Source organism: Stutzerimonas frequens (genome assembly GCF_024448335.1).
In the GTDB taxonomy this organism is placed as follows: Bacteria; Pseudomonadota; Gammaproteobacteria; order Pseudomonadales; family Pseudomonadaceae; genus Stutzerimonas; species Stutzerimonas frequens.
The window spans coordinates 57,000-77,673 of the sequence record NZ_JAMOHM010000015.1 but is presented as its reverse complement, the minus strand read 5'-3'; the positions used below and the strand labels follow the sequence as shown (position 1 = coordinate 77,673).

The following is a 20,674-nucleotide window of genomic DNA, read 5'->3' as shown; positions in this document are numbered from 1 at the left end:
CGGGTGCAGCAGCTGGCTGCATTGTGGCAATCGGCGCTATGACTGGCGTTTTTCATTTTAGTTCAACTTCAGCGATGGGCATGCCGCTCGTGCCAGCGCCGCCCGCGGACGGCGAATGCGGCATAATGCGCGGCTTGATTCGTCTCGGAGCTGCACATGAAAGTCGCCATCCTTTCCGCGAGCGTCTACGGCACTGCCGAAGATGTCGCTCGCCACGCCGAACACCAGCTCAAGGCCGCTGGCTTCGAAACCTGGCACGACCCTCGTGCCCAGCTGCAGCAGATCATCGACTTCGCGCCCGATGCCTTGCTGGTCGTAACCTCGACCACTGGCATGGGTGAACTACCGGACAGCTTCATTCCGTTGTATTCAGCCATTCGGGACCAATTTCCAGCCTGGAGCGGCCTGCCCGGTGGCGTCATTGCGCTGGGTGATGCCAGCTACGGCGATACCTTTTGTGGCGGTGGCGAATTGATTCGCGAGCTGTACGCCGAGCTGGGCGTGCGGGAGGTGGTGGAGATGCTGCGTCTCGATGCCAGCGAGACGGTCACCCCGGAAAGCGATGCCGAGCCCTGGCTGGAGGCGTTCGCCGCTGCCCTGCGTGGCTGAACCTGGCTCGCCGGGTCAGCGGCCTGGCTGCAAAGGCAACTGCCGCGCTGTCGGCGGCTGGCTAGAATCGATGGCACCTTCATGACAATAACAAGAGGTGCCATCGATGACTGCGCTGCACAGCCTGCCTTCGCTTCAGTCCCAGGTCAGCCCCGCCGAATGGCAGGCGCGGGTCGATCTCGCCGCCTGCTACCGCCTGGTGGCGCTGCACGGCTGGGATGACCTGATCTTTACCCATATCTCGGCGAAGATTCCCGACACCGAGCACTTCCTGATCAACCCGTACGGGTTGATGTTCCAGGAAATCACCGCCTCGAGCCTGGTCAAGGTCGACCTGGCCGGCAACAAGGTGATGGACAGTCCGTACGAGATCAATCCCGCCGGCTATACCATCCACAGTGCGGTGCATGAGGTACGCCACGACGTCGCCTGCGTGATGCATACCCATACCTCCGCCGGGGTCGCGGTGTCGGCACAGCGCCAGGGCCTGCTGCCCATCAGCCAGCAATCGCTGTTCGTATTGGCCAGCCTGTCGACGCATGGCTACGAGGGCGTTGCGCTGAACCACGACGAAAAGGCGCGGCTGCAGGCCGATCTGGGCGAGACCGGCTTCATGCTGTTACACAACCACGGCCTGATGACCTGCGGTGGCAGCATCGCCGACACCTTTCTGATGATGTTCATCTTCCAGCGCGCCTGCGAAATTCAGGTCATGGCGCAATCCGGTGGCAGCGAACTGATCGCCATTCCGGAGCAGATCCTGGCCGGCGCCAAGGCCATGGCAGCCGGGGTGACCCGTTCCCGCTCGGGCATGGGTGGTGCGCTGGCCTGGCCGGCCCTATTGCGCAAGCTGGATATGCAAAGCCCCGGCTACGGTGCCTGAGGCAGCAGCGGCTCAGGCCGTTCGGGCGAAATGCTGAAGGGCTGGATAGAAGTCACGGAAGTCCTGGAGCAGCGGCTCGTATAGCTGCTCCAGCTCGATCAGCCCGCCGGCGAGGCCATCCGGTCGACTCAGGCGCCGGCTCATGTTCGCAAGCACCCGTTCCAGTACACCGAATTCGCGATAACTGCCCAGCCAGTCGTGCGCCGCCATGTGCGGCGCGATCACCGCGAGCTTGCCTGGCAGCTCGGGTTCGGCGGCCAGCACGTCGTAGACGCGCTGGGTAAAGCGTTCCAGCGGTTCTGTGGAGTAGTCCGCCCAGTTGGCCGCCAGGCAATGATCGAAAAACAGATCGACCAGGATGCCGGCGTAGCGGCGCCGTTCGCTGGGGAAGCGGCTTTTGGCCTGCAGGACCAGCGGATGACTGTCGGTAAAGGCGTCGATCTGGCGATGCAGGCGGATGCCGGCTTCGATCTCGGCCGGCCAGCGACCCTGTAGCGGCCCCTTGACGAAGTCGCCGTAGAGGCTGCCGAGCAGGTCGCCCGGCCGCGGGCCACCGAGGTGAAGGTGTGCAAGATAGTTCATGGGCGAAGCTTAGCGCAGCCACCTGTTTTTCCGTACGCCTCAGGCGGCCTTGCTGATCTGCGCGCGGGGCTCGACTAGCAGCGCGTTGGCGATCGCTTGCTGCGCGTTCATCGCAACGGCCTTGCGATCGAGCGCCATCACATCGATCGGCGGCAACAGCTGGATTTCCACGTCGCAGATATCGCTCGTCAGCAAGCGGCGCAGATGGGCGGGCAATTCGTCGTCGCCGACGAAGGGGGCGACGGTGTCGGGCTTGCCGTTGCGCCAATAGCGAATGGCGACCGGCTGGACGGCACAGCCGGCCTCGAGCGCGCAGGCGAACAGCCTGGGGTGGAAGGTTCGCACGTCGGTTCCATCGGTCGAGGTGCCTTCGGGGAAGATCAGTAGATGGCGCCCTTGTACCAGCTGCGTGGCCAGTTGCCGATTGACCAGCGCCGCGTCGCCGCCGCCGCGGCGGATGAACAGCGTGCCGGCGGCCTGAGCGAGCCAGCCGAGGGCCGGCCAGGCACGGACCTCGGCTTTGGCCAGAAAGGATAGCGGTGCGAGCATGCCCAGCAGCGGGATATCGCACCAGGAGACATGATTGGCGACCCACAGCATCGGCTGAGTTGGTAGCTCGCCCGTGACGCGTAGGCGAAAGGGCAGGGCGGCCGCCAGCCGGGTGAGGAACCACTGGGTCAGCCGCTGCTTGCGCAGGGCCGAGACGGGTATCGCGCAGCGTTCGGCAATACCCAGTGCGCCGGCCAAGATCAGACCGCTCAGCACCACCCCGGCGACCCGCAGCAGGCGCCAGTACCGGCGCAGGCGCGGCATCTATACCGCTGCCTTGAAGTGGCGCGCATAGCGTGGGCAGAGCTCCTCGCGCTTGAGCAGGATGAACACGTCGGCCACCTGGAATTCCTGATCCCAGCAGGGCTCGCCGCAGATCTTCGCGCCCAGGCGCATGTAAGCCTTGAGCAGCGGCGGCAGCTGGGCGGTAACGTTGTCCGGCAGCTCTTGCGCGGGCAGGGGTGTACGCGGCTCGGCATGCAGCAGCTCGGTGCTGAGGTGGCTGTCGCGCAGTCGCTGCATGATGGCGTGGGCCTGGATGCCGCCGTCGCGCATAGGGATGCTGGCGCAGCCCATCAGGTAGCGGTAGCCGCCCCGGTTGAGCTCCTCGGCTAGCTCGCTCCAGAGCACGGCGATGGTCGCGCCGTTGCGATAGGCCGGCGCCACGCAGGTGCGGCCGATTTCCAGTACTGGCTCGTCCAGCTGGGCCAGGCCATGCAGGGCGAACTCGCCTTCGCTGTAGAAGCGGCCCAGCTGGCGAGCGGTAAGGTGATCCAGCAGGCGGGTGGTGGCGACCAGTTCGCCGCTGGCCAGGTCACGCACGCCGATATGCCGGCAGTGGCTATCGAAATCGTCCATGTCCAGGCCCAGTTCGGCGCCCTGCAGCCGAGCTTCGAACTCGCTGCTGAATACGCGGTAGCGCAGGGCCTGGGCTTCGCGCAGGGCCTCTGCGCCTTGCAGGCGTTCGGCTTGAAGCTGGCGTGTGCTGCGGTCGACGATGGCATTCATTGCTCTGTCTCCTTGTCCGCCGTGGCAGTGGCGGGTTGGCGATGCATCGCGAGCGTCTGGTTGTTATCGTTGGGCTCGCCTGGTCTGGCTGGATCAGGCTAGGGACCAGCCATGTCGCCGCTGTGACGAACGGATGATGGTTGGATGACGGCGTGAAACCTTGGAGATGAGCATGTCGTGGGCAGGATTGATCGGGCCGCTGCAGCCCATCGCGGCTAGCGCCGGGCTACGTGGCTGGTATGAAGAGCTGTGCGCAGCGGCTGGCGACGCAGATTCGCTGGGGCTGGCGGTACTCGGCGGGCGCCTGGCGGCGACGCCGGGGCTGGCCTTTCTTGCTGGCTATCAGGCAGCGCTGCGGGCGCTGTGGCCCGAGGCGCCGGCAGGGCTGGGAGCGCTGTGCGCCACGGAGCGACGCACATTGCGGCCGGCGGACATGTCCACGCGCTGGGACGGCGTGCAGCTGAGCGGCAGCAAGGACTTCGTCACGGCCGGCGATGCGGTGCAGTGGTTGCTGGTGTCGGCCCGCGAGGAGCGCGTCGATGAGGCACCGTGCCTCGGTCTGTTCTTGGTCGAACCAGTCGCTGCGGGCGTGGTGCTGAAGCCAGGGCCGAGCCTGCCGATCGTGCCTGACATCTCGCACGCCCGCCTGCAGCTCGACGGTGCGCCGGCGACGCGGCTGGCTGGTGATGGCTGGAGCGACTACGTCAAACCCTTCCGTACCCATGAGGATCTGCACGTGCTGGCAGCGCTGAGTGCCTGGCTTTATGGCGTGGCGCTGCGCGAGCGGTGGCCGCTCGGCCTGCAGCTTCGTCTGTTAGCGATTCTCGGCGGCGCTGCGGAAGTGGCCCGCTTGCCGGCTAAAGAGCCCTCCACGCATCTTTTGCTGGCTGCACAGCTCGAGCAGTTCGCTGCGCTGCAACCCGATTTGGATTCGGCCATGACGCATGCGGGAGGGCATTGCGCCGCGCTGTGGCAACGCGATCGAGCTGTCCTGACGCTTGCACGCGGTGCCCAGGCACGACGCCTGGAACAGGCCTGTAGCGCGCTCGGGCTGGGGTAGGTCCAGTTCGGGAACTCTGCCCGCTCGGTGCGAGCCTATAGGAGTCACCGCATTGCGCCGGCGTCGGTCATGCCGGCCATTGCCTTGCCGAGACGGGCAGGTAAGCTACCGCGCTGCGTCCGTCTTGCGCGGATCGATGTAGCACTTCCGTTTTGCTTCGGGATGCCCGCCGGAAAAAGGGATTTCATGTCGTATCGTTGTTGGTCTGCCAAGTCGTTTCGCTGGACTGCTGGCGCGCTCAACCCGGGTGTTCCCAGGTGATGCTGGCTGGTGCGGTATTCCCCTGGCGCAGCGACAACCGCTTCCGTCTGCTGGTCGACGGGCCGCAGTTCTTTCCCGCCATGATCGAAGCGATCGAGCGCGCCGAGCGGCGCATCGATCTCGAGCTCTATTTGGTGGAGGACGGCTATTGTCTGGAGCGCATGCTCGAGCCGCTGCTGCGCGCGGCGGAGCGGGGCGTACGTGTGCGCTGCCTGTTCGACGGCTTCGGTTGCCTGAAGATGAGCCAGGCCAATCGCGATAGGATGACCACGGCCGGAGTCGAGCTGCGGCTGTACAACCCGCTGTCGCTGCGCCTGAAGCTGCGCAATCTGCACCGCGATCATCGCAAGCTGTTGCTGGTGGACGGCTGCGTCGGCTTCGTCGGCGGCACCGGCATCACCGATGACTTCTGGAACCCGCGCAAGCCTGCGGTGCACTGGCACGAGGTGATGGTCGAGATGTTCGGCCCGCTGTTGCAGGACTGGCAGGCGCTGTTCGACAGCCAATGGGTGCACTGCCTGAAGCGACGCATCTGGCAATTGCCGCTGCCGAGCCGCGCACCGCGCATTCCGCATGTGCCTGAAGGGCTGGGCCTGGGCCGCGTCGCCTATGCCGCGGCGCGTCAGCACCGCGATATCCTGCTCAGCCTGCTGCGCAACCTGCGCCGCGCGCAGAATCGTATCTGGCTGGCGACGCCCTATTTCCTGCCCACCGGAAAGGTGCGCCGTGCGCTGATCCGCGCGGCACGCCGTGGCGTCGACGTGCGCCTGCTGCTCACCAGTCGCAACACCGACCACCCGCCGGTTCGCTATGCCGGCCAGCGCTTCTACCCGCGTCTGCTGCGCGCCGGCGTGCGGATCTACGAATATCAGCCACACTTCTCGCACCTGAAAATGGTGCTGGTCGATGACTGGGTCAGCGTCGGCTCGTGCAACTTCGACTACTGGAATCTGCGCTGGAATCTGGAGGCCAATCTCGAAGCCATCGATGCCGCCTTCAGTGCGCAGGTCCAGCAGAGTTTCGAGCGTGACTTTCAGCACAGCAGGGAGATCGACCTGGCCGGCTGGTACGCCAGGCCGCTGCACGTGCGGCTCTATCAGCGCATGTGGGGCGCAATGGACCGCCTGCTGGTGAACATTTTCAACCGCAATGGCTGAGGCCGTTGCGTACCGGAGCGATGCTCCAAACCCGCGCGAAAGAGGACGATGCAATGGCAGCAAAGAACATTTTGATGCTGGTGGGTGATTACGCCGAGGATTACGAAACCATGGTGCCGTTCCAGGCACTGCAGATGGTCGGCCATCGCGTGCATGCGGTGTGCCCGGACAAGAAGGCCGGCGACACCGTACGCACCGCGATCCATGATTTCGAGGGCGACCAGACCTACAGCGAGAAGCCGGGCCACAACTTTGCGCTGAACTTCGATTTCAACGCGGTGCGTGCCGAGGACTATGACGCGCTGGTGATTCCTGGCGGCCGCGCGCCGGAGTATCTGCGTCTGAACGAGCAGGTGCTGGCGCTGGTACGGGCCTTCGACGAAGCCGGCAAGCCGATCGCCGCCGTCTGTCATGGCGCACAGCTGCTGGCCGCTGCTGGTGTGTTGAAGGGCCGCGCGTGCAGCGCTTACCCAGCCTGCGCACCGGAGGTGAAGCTGGCCGGCGGCGACTACGTCGATATCCCGGTGGACCAGGCGCACACCGAAGGCAATCTGGTCAGCGCCCCGGCCTGGCCGGCGCATCCGGCCTGGCTGGCCGGCTTTCTCAAGCTGCTCGGCACCGAGATAAAGCTGTAGGATGCCCTGCGTGCCGTCCCGCATTTGCCGGCGGCACGCATGACCACCCCGCGGCTCGTGCCGCTTCAGCAAGAGCGCCATCCGTGTCTGCAACTCCCAACGATCCCCTTCATGGCGTCACCCTGGAAGCCATACTCACCGAGCTGCACGCCCACTACGGCTGGGACGGTTTGGCCCAGCGCGTCGACATCCGCTGCTTCAAGAGCGAGCCGAGCATCAAGTCGAGCCTGAAATTCCTGCGCAAGACGCCCTGGGCGCGGCAGAAGGTGGAAGCGCTGTTCGTCCAGTTGCACCGCCGCGGCTGATCGATCCGGTCTGACGCTGACAACGAAAAGCCCGGCACTGAGGCCGGGCTTTTCATTTTCCACCGGGGCGATTACTGCACTTCGACCGCCAGGCTGTCGGCGATCTTCTTCTGCCAGATCGCAGGTCCCGTGATGTGCACCGACTCGCCGTTGGTGTCCACCGCAACGGTGACCGGCATGTCCTTCACTTCGAACTCGTAGATCGCTTCCATGCCCAGTTCGGCGAACGCCAGCACCTTGGACTTCTTGATCGCCTGCGCCACCAGATAGGCGGCGCCGCCAACGGCCATCAGGTAGACGGCCTTGTTGTCCTTGATCGCCTCGATGGCGATCGGGCCGCGCTCGGACTTGCCGATCATGCCCAAGAGGCCAGTGCTCTCGAGAATCTGACGGGTGAACTTGTCCATGCGCGTCGCGGTAGTCGGGCCAGCCGGGCCAACCACTTCGTCACCGACCGGATCGACCGGGCCGACGTAGTAGATGAAGCGGCCCTTGAGGTCTACCGGCAGCTCTTCGCCCTTGTTCAGCATGTCGACCATGCGCTTGTGCGCGGCGTCGCGACCGGTGAGCATCTTGCCGTTGAGCAGGATGGTCTCGCCCGGCTTCCAGCTCTGCACCTCTTCCGGGGTGATGCTGTCGAGGTTGACGCGGCGTGCGCTCGGGCCGGCTTCCCAGACGATTTCCGGGTAGGCGTCCAGCGGCGGTGCTTCCAGGCTGGCCGGGCCGGAGCCGTCGAGTACGAAGTGCGCATGACGGGTGGCGGCGCAGTTAGGGATCATGCATACCGGCAAGGATGCGGCATGGGTCGGGTAATCCATGATCTTGACGTCGAGCACGGTGGTCAGGCCGCCCAGGCCCTGGGCGCCGATGCCCAGCTGGTTGACCTTCTCGAACAGCTCCAGACGCAGCTCTTCGATGCGGTTCTGCGGGCCACGGGCTTTCAGCTCATGGATGTCGATGGATTCCATCAGCACTTCCTTGGCCATCACCGCGGCCTTCTCCGCGGTGCCGCCGATGCCGATGCCGAGCATGCCCGGCGGGCACCAGCCGGCGCCCATGGTCGGAACGGTCTTCAGGACCCAGTCGACGATGGAGTCGGACGGGTTGAGCATGGCCATCTTCGACTTGTTCTCCGAGCCACCGCCCTTGGCGGCCACATCCACCTCGACTTTGTCACCCGGGACGATGGAGTAATGGATGACGGCCGGGGTATTGTCCTTGGTGTTCTTGCGGGAACCTGCCGGGTCGGCCAGGATCGAAGCACGCAGGACGTTTTCCGGCAGGTTGTAGGCGCGGCGTACACCCTCGTTGATCATGTCGTCGACGCTCATGGTGGCGCCGTCCCAGCGCACGTCCATGCCGACGCGGATGAAGACGGTGACGATGCCGGTGTCCTGGCAAATCGGACGATGACCGGTGGCGCACATGCGCGAGTTGATCAGGATCTGCGCCATGGCGTCGCGCGCGGCCGGGGATTCTTCACGCAGGTAGGCTTCGTGCATTGCCTGAATGAAATCCACGGGATGGTAGTAAGAAATGAACTGCAAAGCGTCGGCGACGCTTTGAATCAGGTCGTCTTGCTTGATCACGGTCATGCAGCGCGTCCTCATGGCGGGGCGGTAAGAGGCGCGTCGGGAGTGGCAGTCGACGCGCCGCGAAAAAATGCGCGGCAGTATAACGCGTCGGGCTGCGCGGTACACGGACGGACCAGGAGCGATGGGAATGCCGGCTAGGTTTTTGTTTTCGGTAGGCGTAGAGTGCGGCAAATTGCCACAGTGGGATGGATCCCTATGAGCCCGGTACGTGACGAGACCGATGAGCGGACGCTGCAGCAGTTGGTGACGCGGCGCTTCGCGATGGCTTCGGTGACTTATGGACTTGCGCTGCTGCTGACATGGGTCGCGGTGGCGGGCGGCTTCTACCAGGCGACCATTTCCAGTGCGGTCGTGCATTCGGCGCTGATCGTGCTGAGTCAACTGGCGTTCTTCTGGCTTTTCCATCGCGGTATCAATCTGCGCTTCAAGGACCCCAGCCTGACGGAGCCTCAGGTACTGGTCGCGCTGGTGTGGCTGACTTACTTCCTGTTCAACCTGGGCAGCGCCCGCGGTTCGCTTCTGGTGCTGTATCTGCTGGTCCTGATGTTCGCCGTGTTCCTGCCGCCGAAGGTTTTCGTTCGCTACGCGACGTTGGCTTTTCTCAGCTTCATCGGCCTTGCCGCAATGGACTACTACCTGCAGCGGACGGTGGATGTCACGGTGTTTCTGTTGCAGGCCTGCGTGCTGCTGGTCACGCTGATCTGGATGTGCCTGCTCACCGGGCATGTGTACCGCCTGCGGCAGCGCATGCGGCAAAGGCGATTCGCCCTGCAGGCACATCAGGACACCCTGCGCGGCATGATGCGGCAACTGGAGGATCTGGCCTCCACCGACGAGCTGACCGGCCTCTACAACCGTCGCCGCTTCCTGCGGATTGCCGAAGGCGACCTGAGCCGCTTGCGCAGGGGACACCAGTCCGGGCTGGCCTTGATCGACCTCGACCACTTCAAACGAATCAACGATATCCACGGCCACGCGACAGGTGATCGCGTGCTGCAGACGTTCGCCAAGGTGGCGCGGACCTGTCTGCGTGATGACGACGTACTGGCCCGTTACGGCGGCGAGGAGTTCGTGCTGTTGCTGCCGGAAACCGACGCCGAGCAGTTCCGCGCCTGCTGCGAGCGCTTGCGCGAAGCGTTCGCCAATGCCGAGCCGGAGGATGCCGACATCGCGTCGGGGCACCTCAGCCTGTCCATCGGGCTGACCCTGCTGAATGCCGGGGATAACCTGGATGCCGCGCTGCAACGTGCCGACGAGGCGCTCTACCGCGCCAAGCGCGCCGGGCGTAACCGCTGCGAGGCGGCGTGGGATGTCTGCAATGCCTGAACTCTGCTGTGCCGGGAGGCGTTGGCAGGTGGCAACTGCAAGCAATCTGCTCGATGCCCTGATCCAGGGCGGCGTGCCGGTACCCTCCGGTTGCCGGGCCGGAAGCTGTCACGCCTGCCTGGTGCGCTGTCTTGAGGGCGAGCCGCATGACCTGCAGCCGGACCTGTTGCGTCCCGAGCAACGTCATGCCGGCTGGCGGCTCGCATGCCAGTGCCGGGTCGAAGGCGATCTGAGCCTGGAGGTCTTCGATCCCCGCCGCGATGGGTTGGCGGCGCGCGTGGAAAGCCTGGAATGGCTGGGCAGCAGCGTGCTGCGCCTGCGTGTGCTGCCGGAGCGGCCGCTGCGCTATCGAGCCGGTCAGCACCTGCTGCTATGGACGGCTACGGGCGTGGCTCGGCCGTATTCGCTGGCCAGTCTTCCCGACGATGACCCGTGGCTGGAGTTTCATATCGACTGCAGCCGGCCCGGCGCTTTCTCTGACTTCGCGCGTCAGCTGCGTCCCGGCGATCTGCTGCGGCTGGGTGAATTGCATGGGGGCGCTCTGCACTACGAGCGGGAGTGGGCCGAGCGGCCGTTGCTGCTGCTGGCGGCCGGAACCGGCCTCGGACCTCTCTGGGGCGTGCTGCGCGAGAGCCTGCGCCAGGGCCACCGGGGCCCTATCAGGTTGCTGCATACCTGTCGCGACGGGCATTACCTGAAGGAGCCGCTGCAGGCGCTCGCGCAGACGCATGACAACCTGCAGCTGGAATGGATTGGGGCGGATGGGCGAGACCGTATGTTGGATACGCTGCGGCCCACTTCGCGCCGGGATGTCGCGCTGGTCTGTGGCAGTCCGTCGTTCATCGAGGCCTGTGCCAGGCGCCTGTACCTCGCCGGTCTGCCGCGCGGACAGATATTCGGCGATGCCTTCATCAGGGCCAATCGGGGCGACGTTCCCTGAAAAACAGAAAGGCCGGCAAACGCCGGCCTTTCTGCTGCTGCGCTGGCGCGATTACTGATCGCCGACGCGCAGGATCTTCATGGTGTTGGTGCCGCCGGTGCTGTCGTGGTAGCTGTCGCCCTTGGTCAGGATCACCCAGTCGCCCGGCTGCACGATGTTGCGCTTGAGCAGTTCCTCCACGGCCATCTGGCTGACCTTGTCTGCCGGCAGTGCGGCCGGGTCGAACGGCACGGTCTGCACGCCGCGGAACAGGGCGACACGCGCTTGGGTCTCGCGATGCGGCGAGAAGGCAAAGATCGGTACCGAGGAGCGGATGCGCGACATGATCAACGGCGTGTAGCCACTCTCGGTCAGCGCAATGATCGCCTTGACGCCGGGGAAGTGGTTGGCGGTGTACATCGCCGCCAGCGCCGCGCTTTCGTCACAGCGCTCGAACTGCTGGCCGAGGCGGTGACCGGACTTGGTGCTGGTCGGGTGCTTTTCCGCACCGCAGCAGACGCGCGCCATGGCCTTGATCGCTTCGATCGGGTATTCGCCAGCGGCGCTTTCCGCCGACAGCATCACCGCGTCGGTGTAGTCGAGTACCGCGTTGGCTACATCGGACACTTCGGCACGGGTCGGCATCGGGCTGTGGATCATCGACTCCATCATCTGGGTCGCGGTGATCACCACCTTGTTGTGACGGCGCGCGTGCAAAATGATCTTTTTCTGGATACCCACTAGCTCGGCATCGCCGATTTCCACGCCGAGGTCGCCGCGCGCCACCATTACACCGTCGCTGGCGCGGATCAGGCCGTCCAGCGCCTCGTCATCGGCCACGGCTTCGGCTCGTTCGATCTTGGCGATCAGCCAGGCGCTGGAGCCGGCTTCGTCGCGCAGGCGGCGCGCCAGGTCCATGTCGGCGGCATCGCGCGGAAAGGAAACCGCCAGGTAGTCCAGCTTGAGGTCGGCGGCCAGTTTGATATCGGCCTTGTCCTTGGCGGTCAGCGCCGGCGCGGTCAGACCGCCGCCGCGACGGTTGATCCCCTTGTTGTCCGACAGCGGGCCGCCAATCAACACGGTGCAGTGCAGTTCGTCAGCCGTGGCGTTGTCCACGCGCATCACCACGCGCCCGTCGTCCAGCAGCAGTTCGTCACCGACGCCGCAATCCTTGACCAGGTCCGGGTAGTCGATGCCGACCACTTCCTGGGTGCCGGCGTCGCGCGGGTGGGTGACGGAGAAGCGGAAGTGGTCGCCTTCTTTCAGCTCGATGCGCTTGTCGGTGAACTTGGCGATGCGGATCTTCGGGCCCTGCAAGTCGCCCAGCAGTGCGACGAAGCGGCCATGGCGGGCGGCGATCTCGCGGACCAGTTCGGCCCGGGCACGGTGCTCGTCGGGGCTGCCGTGTGAGAAGTTCAGACGGGCGACATCCAGCCCGGCGATGATCATCTTTTCCAGCACCTCCGGTGAGCTGCTGGCCGGGCCCAGGGTGGCGACGATCTTGGTGCGACGCTGAATCATTCAAATGGCTCCTTTTTCTGGCTGGCAGCGAGGCTACTATGCTCGTCCGTTGTAGTCATCGCTCGCCAGCCACTACTCTTTCGGCGCATTTGACGGGCTGTCTGCAGGTTTTTCCGGCGCGGTCGATACAGCGGCAAAACGGAGGAACCCCATGCGCACCCTGATGATCCTTTTTCTGACCCTGCTCACCGTTGGCTGCAGCGCCCGTCATGCGTCCGATCGCCATCTGGATGAGGCATACCGGCATTACGAAGCGGACAATTGCGAGCGGGTGATGCAGTCGCTGTCGCAGGCCGAGCGTAGCAGCAAGCCGCGTAGCCAGGTGCAGCCGGAGATTTCGCTGTTGCGCGGCCAGTGCCTGGAGCGCCAGAGCCTGTTCGTCGATGCCGCGCAAACCTACCGCTTCATCATCGAGCGCTTCCCAGCGAGCGAATATGCCTATCGCGCCCGCGCCCGACTGGAGACGCTGCGACAGCTTGGCCACTATGATGCCGAGGCGCAGCCGGCGATTTACCCGGCGAAACCTTGATGCCGTAGCGAACTGTTCATGTGAGGGACCATGCGAACTCTATTGCTGATTACCCTGCTGTTGCCGACCCTTGCATCAGCGCAGATCTACCGTTGGACGGACGCCGAGGGGCGTGTCCACTTCGGCCAGCGACCTGCTGCCGGAGCCGAACAGATCGAGGTGCGGCCACAGGTTGTCGAGCGCGACGATCAGACCCGTGAGCGCGAAGCGCGCAGCGAACGCTTCTTCGATGCGCGCCGGCAGGAACAGCAGGCGGCACGAGAGCAGGCCAGCCAGACTCGGGCGGCGCAGGAGCAGGAATGTCAGAGCTTGCGCAACCGTTTATCGCAGCTGCAGCTCGGCGGACGCTTTTTCCGTAACGATGCAGCCGGAGAGCGCGTCTACTACAGTGACAGTGAACTAGAGGCGGCTCGACAGCACCTGGCGGCGCGAATCAGCCAGGTATGCAGCTGAGCCGAAAGGACTCGCACAAGGCTAAGGTAGAAGGCTTCGACGACATGAACATGGCGAACCAGCGTCGTATTCAGCGGCAACAGTTGCCGTACTACCTCAACGTATTCAACCGTTTCACCGACAGGCCCTTAGGTTTCATCGGCAACCTGTCCGAAGGCGGGCTCATGCTGATCAGCCCCTATCCGATGATGCTCGGCGTGCGTTTCGAAATGCGCCTGAAGATTCCCGGGAAGGCCGGGCAGCTGCGTCATGTGGATTTTAGTGCGCTCAGTCTCTGGAGCCACGAGGATGTCACGCCGGGCAGCTACGACACCGGCTTTTCGCTGATCGAGCCACCGATCGAAATCCGCGACATGATCCTGGCCTTGCACCATTACTTCAGTTTTCAGCCGATGCCGCACGTACCCATGGCGCATCATCCGAGCCCGTCGTCCAACCGCTTTACGGATAAGGATTGCTGTCACGGCTTGTAGCGCGGTCACAGCGATCCGGCTTTCTTCCAGGCCAGGTAGCGCCCGACCAGCTCCGGCCCCAGATCGCCGGGGCGTGCATCGAGTACAGGCACTCCACGGGCATGCAGGCGCTTGTGCAGATTCTCGCGGATACACAGGTAGTCCTGCGCGCCGCAGTAGTCCAGGGCATCTTCAAGGGTCTGTACCGGGCGCAGGCGAAGCCGGTCCAATATTTCCTCCCTGAGGCTCACCATCAGCACCTGATGTCGGCGCGACAGGCGTGTCAGCGCTGCGTGCAGGCCGGCGTCATCTTCATCACGCAGATTGCTCAGCACGATGACCAGTGCCCGCCGCTGCTGGCGGGCAAGCAGCCGTTCTACCGCCTCGCTGTAGTCGGCGGGGCGCTGAGTGGCCTGCAGATCGTAGACCGCGTTGAGCAGCACCCGTAGCTGCTGCTGGCCCTTGGCTGGCGCGATGTGCCGGGGGTTGTCGCTGGCAAAGGTGCAGAGCCCGACGGCATCGCCCTGACGCAGGGCGGCATAGGCCAGCAGCAGGCTGGCATTGAGCGCGTGGTCGAAATGGGTCAGCTCGTCATCCTGGCTGCGCATCCGGCGGCCGCAGTCGAGCATCAGCATGATCTGCTGGTCGCGTTCGTCCTGGTATTCGCGGGCGATCGGCGTCCGGGTGCGGGCAGTGGCCTTCCAGTCGATCTGGCGCAGCGTGTCGCCCTCGCGAAACTCGCGCAATTGGTGAAACTCCAGCCCCAGGCCGCGGCGAGGTTGCGGGCGTACACCAAGGCGGTTCAGCCAGAGGTCGATGGCCTGCATGCCGGCGCCCTGCAGCTGGGCGAAGTCAGGATAGACCCGCGTCTCGTCGACCCGCTCCACGCGATGGCGGCGGCGCCAAAGGCAGAAAGGGCTGGTCAGCCGGATATCGCAGCGCTCGAACTGAAAATGGCCGCGCTGAAGCGGGCGAAGGCGGTAGTGAAGCAGGCAGTGCTGCCCAGGTGGCAGGCGCAGTCCTTGTGGCAGCTGTTCGAAACGCATGCCATTTGGGACATGATCGAACAGCTCGATCTGCAGCGCGCGGGTATGGCGGTTGCGAACCACCAACTGCACGTCGCTCCAGTGTCCGAGCGGCAGATTGCCCGCCAGCTGCCGTTGTACGGCCGGAACGGGCAAACGCCGCAGGGCGAGGGCATCGAACAAAGCAAACCCGAAGAGGGCCAGCAGCGCCCCCCACCATGCGCTGTGCCAGCTGTCGGCCAGCGCTACATCGAGCGCGGCGCAGACGCCAAGCGGCAAAGCCAGCAGCGCCAATGCGCCCAGCGCAGCGAGGAGACGGCGAGACGGTGTCATGCGCGCGGTGCCGCCGCCTGGTCGAGCAGCTGCTGCAGAACCTGATCGACGGCGACTCCCTCGATGTCCAGCTCGGCGGAGAGTCGTACGCGATGGCGCAGCACCGCCGGTGCGCAGGCCTTGACGTCGTCCGGCGTCACGAACTCGCCGCCGCGCAGCAGGGCCCGTGCGCGGGCGCCGCGAACCAGTGCGATCGATGCGCGCGGCCCGGCCCCCAGCGTCAGTCCCGGCCAGCTGCGGGTACTGCGCACCAGGCGTACGGCATAGTCCAGTACCTGATCGTCCAGTGGCAGCTCACTGGCGATTTTCTGCAGTGCCAGCACATCGCGCGGCTGTACCAGCTGGCGCAGGGCGCTGACATCGAGCATGTCGGCACGTGCCGAGCGGGTGACCTGACGCACCAGCTCCAGTTCTTCCTCGGCCTGCGGATAGTCCATGCGCAACATCAGCATGAAGCGGTCGAGTTCGGCTTCGGGCAACGGGTAGGTGCCTTCCTGCTCGATGGGGTTCTCCGTGGCCATGACCAGGAAGGGTTGGGGTACGGCCAGCGCCTTGCCTTCGAGGGTCACCTGACGCTCCTGCATCACCTCGAGCAATGCTGCCTGGGTCTTGGCGGGCGCGCGGTTGATTTCGTCTGCCAGCAGCAGATGGGCGAACACCGGCCCCTTGCGCAGCTTGAACTGCTCGCTTTGCAGGTCGTACACGGCGTGGCCAGTGATGTCGCTGGGCATCAGGTCTGGCGTGAACTGAATGCGCGAGAATCCGCCACCGAAGCAGTGCGCCAGAGCGCGTACCAACAGCGTCTTGCCCAAACCGGGCACGCCCTCGATCAGTACATGACCACCAGCGATCAAGGCGGTCAGCACACCGTCGATGACCTCGTCCTGGCCGATCACCGCCTTGTGCAGCTCGTCGCGCAGGGCCTGGGCCAGCTGACTGGCTCGTATGCGCTGACTGCTTGGATTGCTGTTCGGGGCGGGACTGCTGGATTCGGGGGTGTATTCGCTCATAGCGCATTCCTGAGGGTTTGCAGGTGGGTCACCTGCCGGGTGAATTCAACCGCTGACATCCGTTGCGCCGGCCGTGGTTGCATGGCCGCCTCGATGCTGGCGACCGGCATGTTGCTGAGGCGCGCGAGCACGGAGCGCTGTGCAGGCTCGGTAAGCCGGTCAAAGCCGGGATGGTGAAGATTGGCTCTGCGCCGGATGTCGTGCTGCAGGCGCTGCAGCAGGCCATGTTGGCGACCGTGACGAAGCAGGAATTCTGCGGTACCGCGCAGGTGCTCCTGCAGCTGGCGGCGGGCGTTATTGGCCGGCGGTTGCAGCGGGCCGAAGCGCTGGCCGACGTGCCAGGCCCCGAGCAGGATGAGCAGGCCGAGAATGACCAGCAGCTCCGGGAAGTAGCGGCGCAACTGCGTGAACAATCCGTCATGCTCGCTGCGGTGCACCAGCGTCACTGCGCTGTCCTGGGTCAGGTACCAGAGCAGCCAGGCATGGTCGTACTTGCCGATGTTGCGGTTCTGCCAGAGCCAGCTGTCGGTCAGTGCGGTGATCAGCCCATCGCCATGTTGCAGCTGCAGCATGTGGGTGGCGCCGGCGCTGTTGGCCCAGGCGTGGGCGCGATTGTCGGCGTCGTACAGGTGATAGTCGGTATCGAAGGCCAGGTAGGCCGGCGCAGTCTCGTTTTCCAGATAGAGCTTGGTCAGCTGAGGATGATCGTCGGCGGTACCCTGGACGGAAGCGCGTGCGCTTTCGTCGTCCAGATCCTCGGCCTGGTACTGCTGGATATTCAGGCGGTCGAGCAGCAGATCGCCGCTCTTGCCCGCCTGCTCATCCCAGATTCGCTCGGCGACCACGACCAGGTGACCGCCAGCTGCGGCCCACTCCAGCAAGCGATCGGTTTGTCGCGGCGTCAGGTTGCGCCGGTCGCCGAGCAACAGCAGGGTCTGACCACGGCTCGGCAGGGTCTCGAGGCCCGCCGAACTCTCGAGCTGAGTCACCGGCAGGTCGAGAGAGCGCAGGAACAGTTCGGCAGCGAGATAGGTATTGCGCTGTGCTTCAGGAGACGGGCCGTGTTCGACCACCTCCTCATAGGGCTGCAGCTTGGCAAACAGCCAGCTGGCCGCGAGCGCGACGAGCACAACGAAGGCCGCGATCAGCAGGCGCGAACCAAGCCGGCTCATGTCGGCCTCGCCGTCGAAAACAGGGCACGCCACTCGGCGCAGAGTCTGTCGCGTACAGTCTCGTCCGCATCCTGATGTCCATAGGCCTGGCGCTGCCAGTGCTGAGTGACGCACTCGGCGAACCGCACCAGCTGCGGCTGAGCCAGTCGGTGCACGGCGGCCAGTACTTCGCCTTCCGTGTGCGCAGTCTTGAGCGGCAGCCGGAACTCATGCAGCAGGATGCTGAGCAGGCCGCGGTAGAGTAGTGCGAGCGCGGCTCTGGGGTTTTCGCTCCAGAGTCGCTCAGCCTCGCCAGCGACATCGCTCGGCAGGCTTTCCGGGGCGACGTCCAGGCCAAACATCTGCGTTGGGCTCGGGTTGTGAGCTCGGGTCGGTATTCGACTCCGGCCCGCGAAGGTGCGCAGCCAGTCGCGATAGCGCCAGCACAGCAGCACGACCAGAATCGCCAGCGCGCTCCACAGCAGCACCTCCAGCACCTGCGCCAGATGTTCGAGGCTGCGCCAGAAGGAGCCGCCTTTCAGCAGGTTTTCGATCAGGCGTGCCAGCGTGCTGGTTTCTTCCGCCTGGTCGGCATCGCCCAGTCGCCAGCGGGTAACCGTTTCGCGGTGCTGGAACGGCGGCTGATCCAACAGCTCGCCGATGCGCTGGCGCGAGGCCTCGCTGGTCAGAGGTTGATTGAGCAGCCTGCCGCTGTCCGGGCCGGGCGAAGCGCTGTCCGTAGCGGTTTCGGCGGCTGCCCAGGCGGTGCGCTCGGCCGGGACGAGCAAAAGACTGCAGGCAAGTGCAAGCAGCGGCAGAGTACCGAGCAGGCGCTGGCGCAGCTTGCGAAAAGTCAGCTCGATGTCCCACGCCTCCAGATGGGTGCGGCGATTGAGGTAGAGGCTGAATCCGCAGGCAACGTAGACCGGTTCCCAGATGATCAACAGCAGCGCATAGAGCAGGTTGGACAGATGCTCCAGCCAGAGCCATTGCGCGCTGAGTCCGAGCAGATCCTCCCAGTTCCAGCTCTGCACCAGCTGGGCGGGCAGCATGAGGTAGAGCAGCCCCAGCAGGCCGAGCCAGAGGGCGCCCTCCAAGTGCACTCCGACTACGGTCAGCCAGCTTGCGGCGCGCCCGCCGCGTCGACCGAGCGTCACCAGTCGCTGTCTGCGGGCGTTGCCGTCGAGCCCTTCGAGTTGCTGAACCGGCAGGTCGAAGCTTCGCGTCATGCTCAACCGACGCCAGGTGAGGCTGGCGAACCATTGAGGGCGCCACAACCCGGGGACCGCTTTCAGGCTCTCTCCGAGGCTGGGTGTTTCGCCGAACAGCGCCCTGGAAAGGATGAACAGCGGCAGTCGTTCGTACAGCGGCTTCAGCCACCAGAACAGCAGCAGTGCCAGGCTCGGGTGCTGCCACAGCAGCAGGCTGAGCACGGCGAAGACAGGCAGCGTGACGGCGGCCCAGCTCGCCATCAACAGAGGCGCATGGCGCCTGGCGAGCTGCGTGCCGAGGTCGATCGCTTCCCATGGGGTGCGAGGGCGGATCGCGACGTTGGCTTCAGTCAGCTGCATGACGGCTGCGTCCGGCGAAGGAGAAATAAGCGGCGACGAGCAGCCAGAGCAATGCGCCGACGATGAACTTGATCGTCGGTGAACTCAGCGTCATGGACGACCAGTACGCCTCGACGAAGGCAGCGATCAGCAAGAACACGATAGCTCCACCGACCAGGCGGATGGCCTGCCGGGCAGACTGGCGCAGGGCATCGCCGCGTGTCATTCGACCCGGTGCCAGCAGTGCCACGCCCAGTTGCAGACCCGCCGCGCCAGCGAGGGTAATGGCGGTCAGCTCGAATGCACCGTGGCCGATGACGAAGGACCAGAACGGCAGGTGATAGCCGATACCGCTCAGGTGGCCTGCCACGGCGCCGATGGTCAGGCCGTTGAACAGCAGGAAGAACAGCGTGCCAAGGCCGAACAGCAGGCCACTGGCGAAGGTCTGGAAGGCGATGCCGATGTTGTTCATCACGTAGTAGCCGAACATCAGCCAATCGTCGCCGGCACCTCGTTCGGCAAAGCGCCCCAAGCGGCTGGCGTCCGGATCGTACATCTGCTCCATCTGCGCGACCTGGTCGGGTGGCAGGATGCTGTACACCAGATCAGGGAAGGCGTAGACCAGTGCAGCCATGCCGAGCAGGCTGCCGTAGAACAGCAGGCTGGCCGCCAGCAGGTAACGCCATTGTTCGCGGACCGACCGGGCGAAGCCGCCAGTGATGAAGCCCAGCAGCCGGCCAAGCAGGGTACTGTGGTGCCGGTAGAGCTGCTGGTGACCACGCAGGGCCAGCTGATGCAGCTGATCGATCAGCTGGCCGCTGTAGCCACGCGATTCGGCCAACGCCAGATGCTGGCAAAGCTGACGGTAGGCGGAAGGGAACGCGTCCAGCGAAGGCTCGTCCAGCGGCCGGCCCCGTTCGAGCAGATCGAACTGCGTGGTCAATGCCAGCCAAAGCTGCTGATGCTGACGTTCGAATTCGGCCTGTTTCACGTTGCCCCCGTCAGCGCGCGGGCAATTCCGTGGATAGTTCGCTCGGCGTCCTCAGGTGTCGTTGCGAGCGGCTCGGCGAGGATCGCGGCGAGTTCGCGGCGACGGTCCGGGGACAGGCTGGCCTGGCGCTCGGCGAAGGAAATGAGTGCACGTTGCTCGTCAAGGCTGAGGCCGACCGGTGGCGCCACCGGTTCGGCCGGCGCAAGCGCAGGACGTTCGGCAGGCTTTTCCTGATAGACGACCAACGTACCGGCTGCGATATCACCAAGGCGCTTGAATGCCGGATGTCCGAGGCAGCTGAGAGCGCCGAGGAAATAGCCGAACGGCAGCAGGTCGACGAAACGCAACAGATTGCGCGTCAGCGAAGAGGCCCAGCCCACCGGCGTGCCGTCGTCGTGCACGACGCGCAGGCCCAGCGAGTGCTTGCCGGGTGTGCGCCCCTGGTTCAGCACCTCGAAGAGCACCATGTACCACCACTGCACCAGAAATAGCAGCAGCGCGCCGAGCCCCATCCCGAACTTGCCCAGCAGGCCCAGGCTGATAAACAGCGCGAGCAGTATCGCGCCGCGAATCGCCAGATCCACGGCGAACGCCAGCGCGCGAGGAACGAGACCGGCAGGCCGCAACAGCAGGTCAACGCCTTCTGGCGTTTCCACGCGCAGGCGATTGTCCAGCAGCGGTGATCGAGCGAGAGTCGGGAGCAAGAGATAAGGTCGTCCAGGTGCAGGCTAGGGCGATGCTATGCGCCAAGCGTGCCGGCGGCAATCTAC

At 64.9% G+C, this 20,674-nt stretch carries 22 protein-coding genes; 11 read left to right on the top strand and 11 right to left on the bottom strand.

Annotated features, from left to right (window positions below; translation table 11 throughout):
• Positions 1-156 precede the first annotated feature (156 nt).
• A complete protein-coding gene (locus tag NAO55_RS17945; RefSeq protein ID WP_102840636.1) occupies positions 157-609 on the top strand; it encodes a flavodoxin in 453 nt (150 codons plus the stop codon).
• Positions 610-715: 106 nt separating this feature from the next.
• Entirely contained in the window at positions 716-1,492 is a 777-nt protein-coding gene (locus tag NAO55_RS17940; protein WP_102840637.1) for a class II aldolase/adducin family protein, read from the top strand.
• A gap of 12 nt (positions 1,493-1,504) precedes the next feature.
• On the opposite strand, the gene NAO55_RS17935 is transcribed toward NAO55_RS17940, so the two are convergent.
• From NAO55_RS17935 to olsB, 3 genes are read right to left on the bottom strand one after another with little or no spacing between them, the layout of a single operon-like run.
• Positions 1,505-2,074 (bottom strand): acyl carrier protein phosphodiesterase, encoded by a 570-nt coding sequence (locus NAO55_RS17935; RefSeq protein ID WP_048328671.1) that lies wholly within the window; start codon positions 2,072-2,074, stop codon positions 1,505-1,507.
• Between the two features lie 39 nt (positions 2,075-2,113).
• Entirely contained in the window at positions 2,114-2,887 is a 774-nt protein-coding gene (locus NAO55_RS17930) for a lysophospholipid acyltransferase family protein (RefSeq protein WP_102840638.1), read from the bottom strand.
• On the bottom strand, positions 2,888-3,631 hold the full coding sequence (olsB, locus tag NAO55_RS17925) for an L-ornithine N(alpha)-acyltransferase (RefSeq protein ID WP_048328673.1): 744 nt from the start codon (positions 3,629-3,631) through the stop codon (positions 2,888-2,890).
• Positions 3,632-3,797: 166 nt separating this feature from the next.
• Here olsB and NAO55_RS17920 point away from each other — a divergent pair, with 166 nt between their 5' ends.
• The 4 genes from NAO55_RS17920 (at position 3,798) to NAO55_RS17905 (ending at position 7,049) form a co-directional block, all read left to right on the top strand.
• Entirely contained in the window at positions 3,798-4,691 is an 894-nt protein-coding gene (locus NAO55_RS17920; protein ID WP_102840639.1) for an acyl-CoA dehydrogenase middle domain-containing protein, read from the top strand.
• A gap of 260 nt (positions 4,692-4,951) precedes the next feature.
• Positions 4,952-6,109, top strand: coding sequence for a phospholipase D-like domain-containing protein (locus tag NAO55_RS17915; protein ID WP_063544614.1), 1,158 nt, complete (start codon positions 4,952-4,954; stop codon positions 6,107-6,109).
• A 53-nt stretch (positions 6,110-6,162) separates the two neighbouring features.
• Positions 6,163-6,744, top strand: a complete 582-nt coding sequence (locus NAO55_RS17910; protein WP_102840640.1) for a DJ-1/PfpI family protein — start codon at positions 6,163-6,165, stop codon at positions 6,742-6,744.
• An 83-nt stretch (positions 6,745-6,827) separates the two neighbouring features.
• Positions 6,828-7,049, top strand: coding sequence for a VF530 family protein (locus NAO55_RS17905; RefSeq protein ID WP_020306428.1), 222 nt, complete (start codon positions 6,828-6,830; stop codon positions 7,047-7,049).
• A gap of 71 nt (positions 7,050-7,120) precedes the next feature.
• Here the strand turns inward: NAO55_RS17905 and NAO55_RS17900 are convergent, their stop codons facing one another.
• Complete coding sequence (locus NAO55_RS17900; RefSeq protein WP_102840641.1) at positions 7,121-8,644, bottom strand: fumarate hydratase; 1,524 nt, start codon at positions 8,642-8,644, stop codon at positions 7,121-7,123.
• Between the two features lie 195 nt (positions 8,645-8,839).
• On the opposite strand from NAO55_RS17900, the gene NAO55_RS17895 reads away from it, so the two are divergent.
• Both NAO55_RS17895 and NAO55_RS17890 read left to right on the top strand, forming a co-directional pair.
• Positions 8,840-9,970: a GGDEF domain-containing protein gene (locus NAO55_RS17895; RefSeq protein WP_102840642.1), complete on the top strand. Its 1,131-nt coding sequence runs from the start codon at positions 8,840-8,842 to the stop codon at positions 9,968-9,970.
• Complete coding sequence (locus NAO55_RS17890) at positions 9,963-10,910, top strand: iron-sulfur-binding ferredoxin reductase (protein ID WP_102840643.1); 948 nt, start codon at positions 9,963-9,965, stop codon at positions 10,908-10,910. Before NAO55_RS17895 ends, NAO55_RS17890 begins: the two co-directional genes overlap by 8 nt.
• 51 nt (positions 10,911-10,961) lie before the next feature.
• Here the strand turns inward: NAO55_RS17890 and pyk are convergent, their stop codons facing one another.
• The gene (gene pyk / locus NAO55_RS17885) at positions 10,962-12,410 is read right to left on the bottom strand and encodes a pyruvate kinase (RefSeq protein WP_063544625.1); all 1,449 of its coding nucleotides are present in this window, start codon (positions 12,408-12,410) and stop codon (positions 10,962-10,964) included.
• A gap of 151 nt (positions 12,411-12,561) precedes the next feature.
• Here pyk and NAO55_RS17880 point away from each other — a divergent pair, with 151 nt between their 5' ends.
• The 3 genes from NAO55_RS17880 to NAO55_RS17870 are packed head-to-tail and all read left to right on the top strand — an operon-like array spanning position 12,562 to position 13,865.
• Complete coding sequence (locus NAO55_RS17880; RefSeq protein WP_102840644.1) at positions 12,562-12,939, top strand: tetratricopeptide repeat protein; 378 nt, start codon at positions 12,562-12,564, stop codon at positions 12,937-12,939.
• A gap of 30 nt (positions 12,940-12,969) precedes the next feature.
• Complete coding sequence (locus NAO55_RS17875; protein ID WP_102840645.1) at positions 12,970-13,392, top strand: DUF4124 domain-containing protein; 423 nt, start codon at positions 12,970-12,972, stop codon at positions 13,390-13,392.
• A 44-nt stretch (positions 13,393-13,436) separates the two neighbouring features.
• Complete coding sequence (locus NAO55_RS17870) at positions 13,437-13,865, top strand: PilZ domain-containing protein (protein ID WP_063544773.1); 429 nt, start codon at positions 13,437-13,439, stop codon at positions 13,863-13,865.
• 5 nt (positions 13,866-13,870) lie between these two features.
• Here NAO55_RS17870 and NAO55_RS17865 read toward each other — a convergent pair whose 3' ends face one another.
• From NAO55_RS17865 to NAO55_RS17840, 6 genes are read right to left on the bottom strand one after another with little or no spacing between them, the layout of a single operon-like run.
• Entirely contained in the window at positions 13,871-15,202 is a 1,332-nt protein-coding gene (locus tag NAO55_RS17865; RefSeq protein WP_102840646.1) for a DUF58 domain-containing protein, read from the bottom strand.
• Positions 15,199-16,212: an AAA family ATPase gene (locus NAO55_RS17860; RefSeq protein ID WP_102840647.1), complete on the bottom strand. Its 1,014-nt coding sequence runs from the start codon at positions 16,210-16,212 to the stop codon at positions 15,199-15,201. The genes NAO55_RS17865 and NAO55_RS17860 overlap by 4 nt, the downstream gene beginning before the upstream one ends.
• A complete protein-coding gene (locus tag NAO55_RS17855) occupies positions 16,209-17,384 on the bottom strand; it encodes a DUF4350 domain-containing protein (RefSeq protein ID WP_102840648.1) in 1,176 nt (391 codons plus the stop codon). Before NAO55_RS17855 ends, NAO55_RS17860 begins: the two co-directional genes overlap by 4 nt.
• Entirely contained in the window at positions 17,381-18,934 is a 1,554-nt protein-coding gene (locus tag NAO55_RS17850; RefSeq protein ID WP_102840649.1) for a DUF4129 domain-containing protein, read from the bottom strand. The genes NAO55_RS17855 and NAO55_RS17850 overlap by 4 nt, the downstream gene beginning before the upstream one ends.
• Positions 18,921-19,904, bottom strand: a complete 984-nt coding sequence (locus NAO55_RS17845) for a stage II sporulation protein M (RefSeq protein ID WP_102840650.1) — start codon at positions 19,902-19,904, stop codon at positions 18,921-18,923. Before NAO55_RS17845 ends, NAO55_RS17850 begins: the two co-directional genes overlap by 14 nt.
• Positions 19,901-20,608, bottom strand: a complete 708-nt coding sequence (locus NAO55_RS17840) for an RDD family protein (protein ID WP_102840651.1) — start codon at positions 20,606-20,608, stop codon at positions 19,901-19,903. Before NAO55_RS17840 ends, NAO55_RS17845 begins: the two co-directional genes overlap by 4 nt.
• Positions 20,609-20,674: the final 66 nt, after the last annotated feature.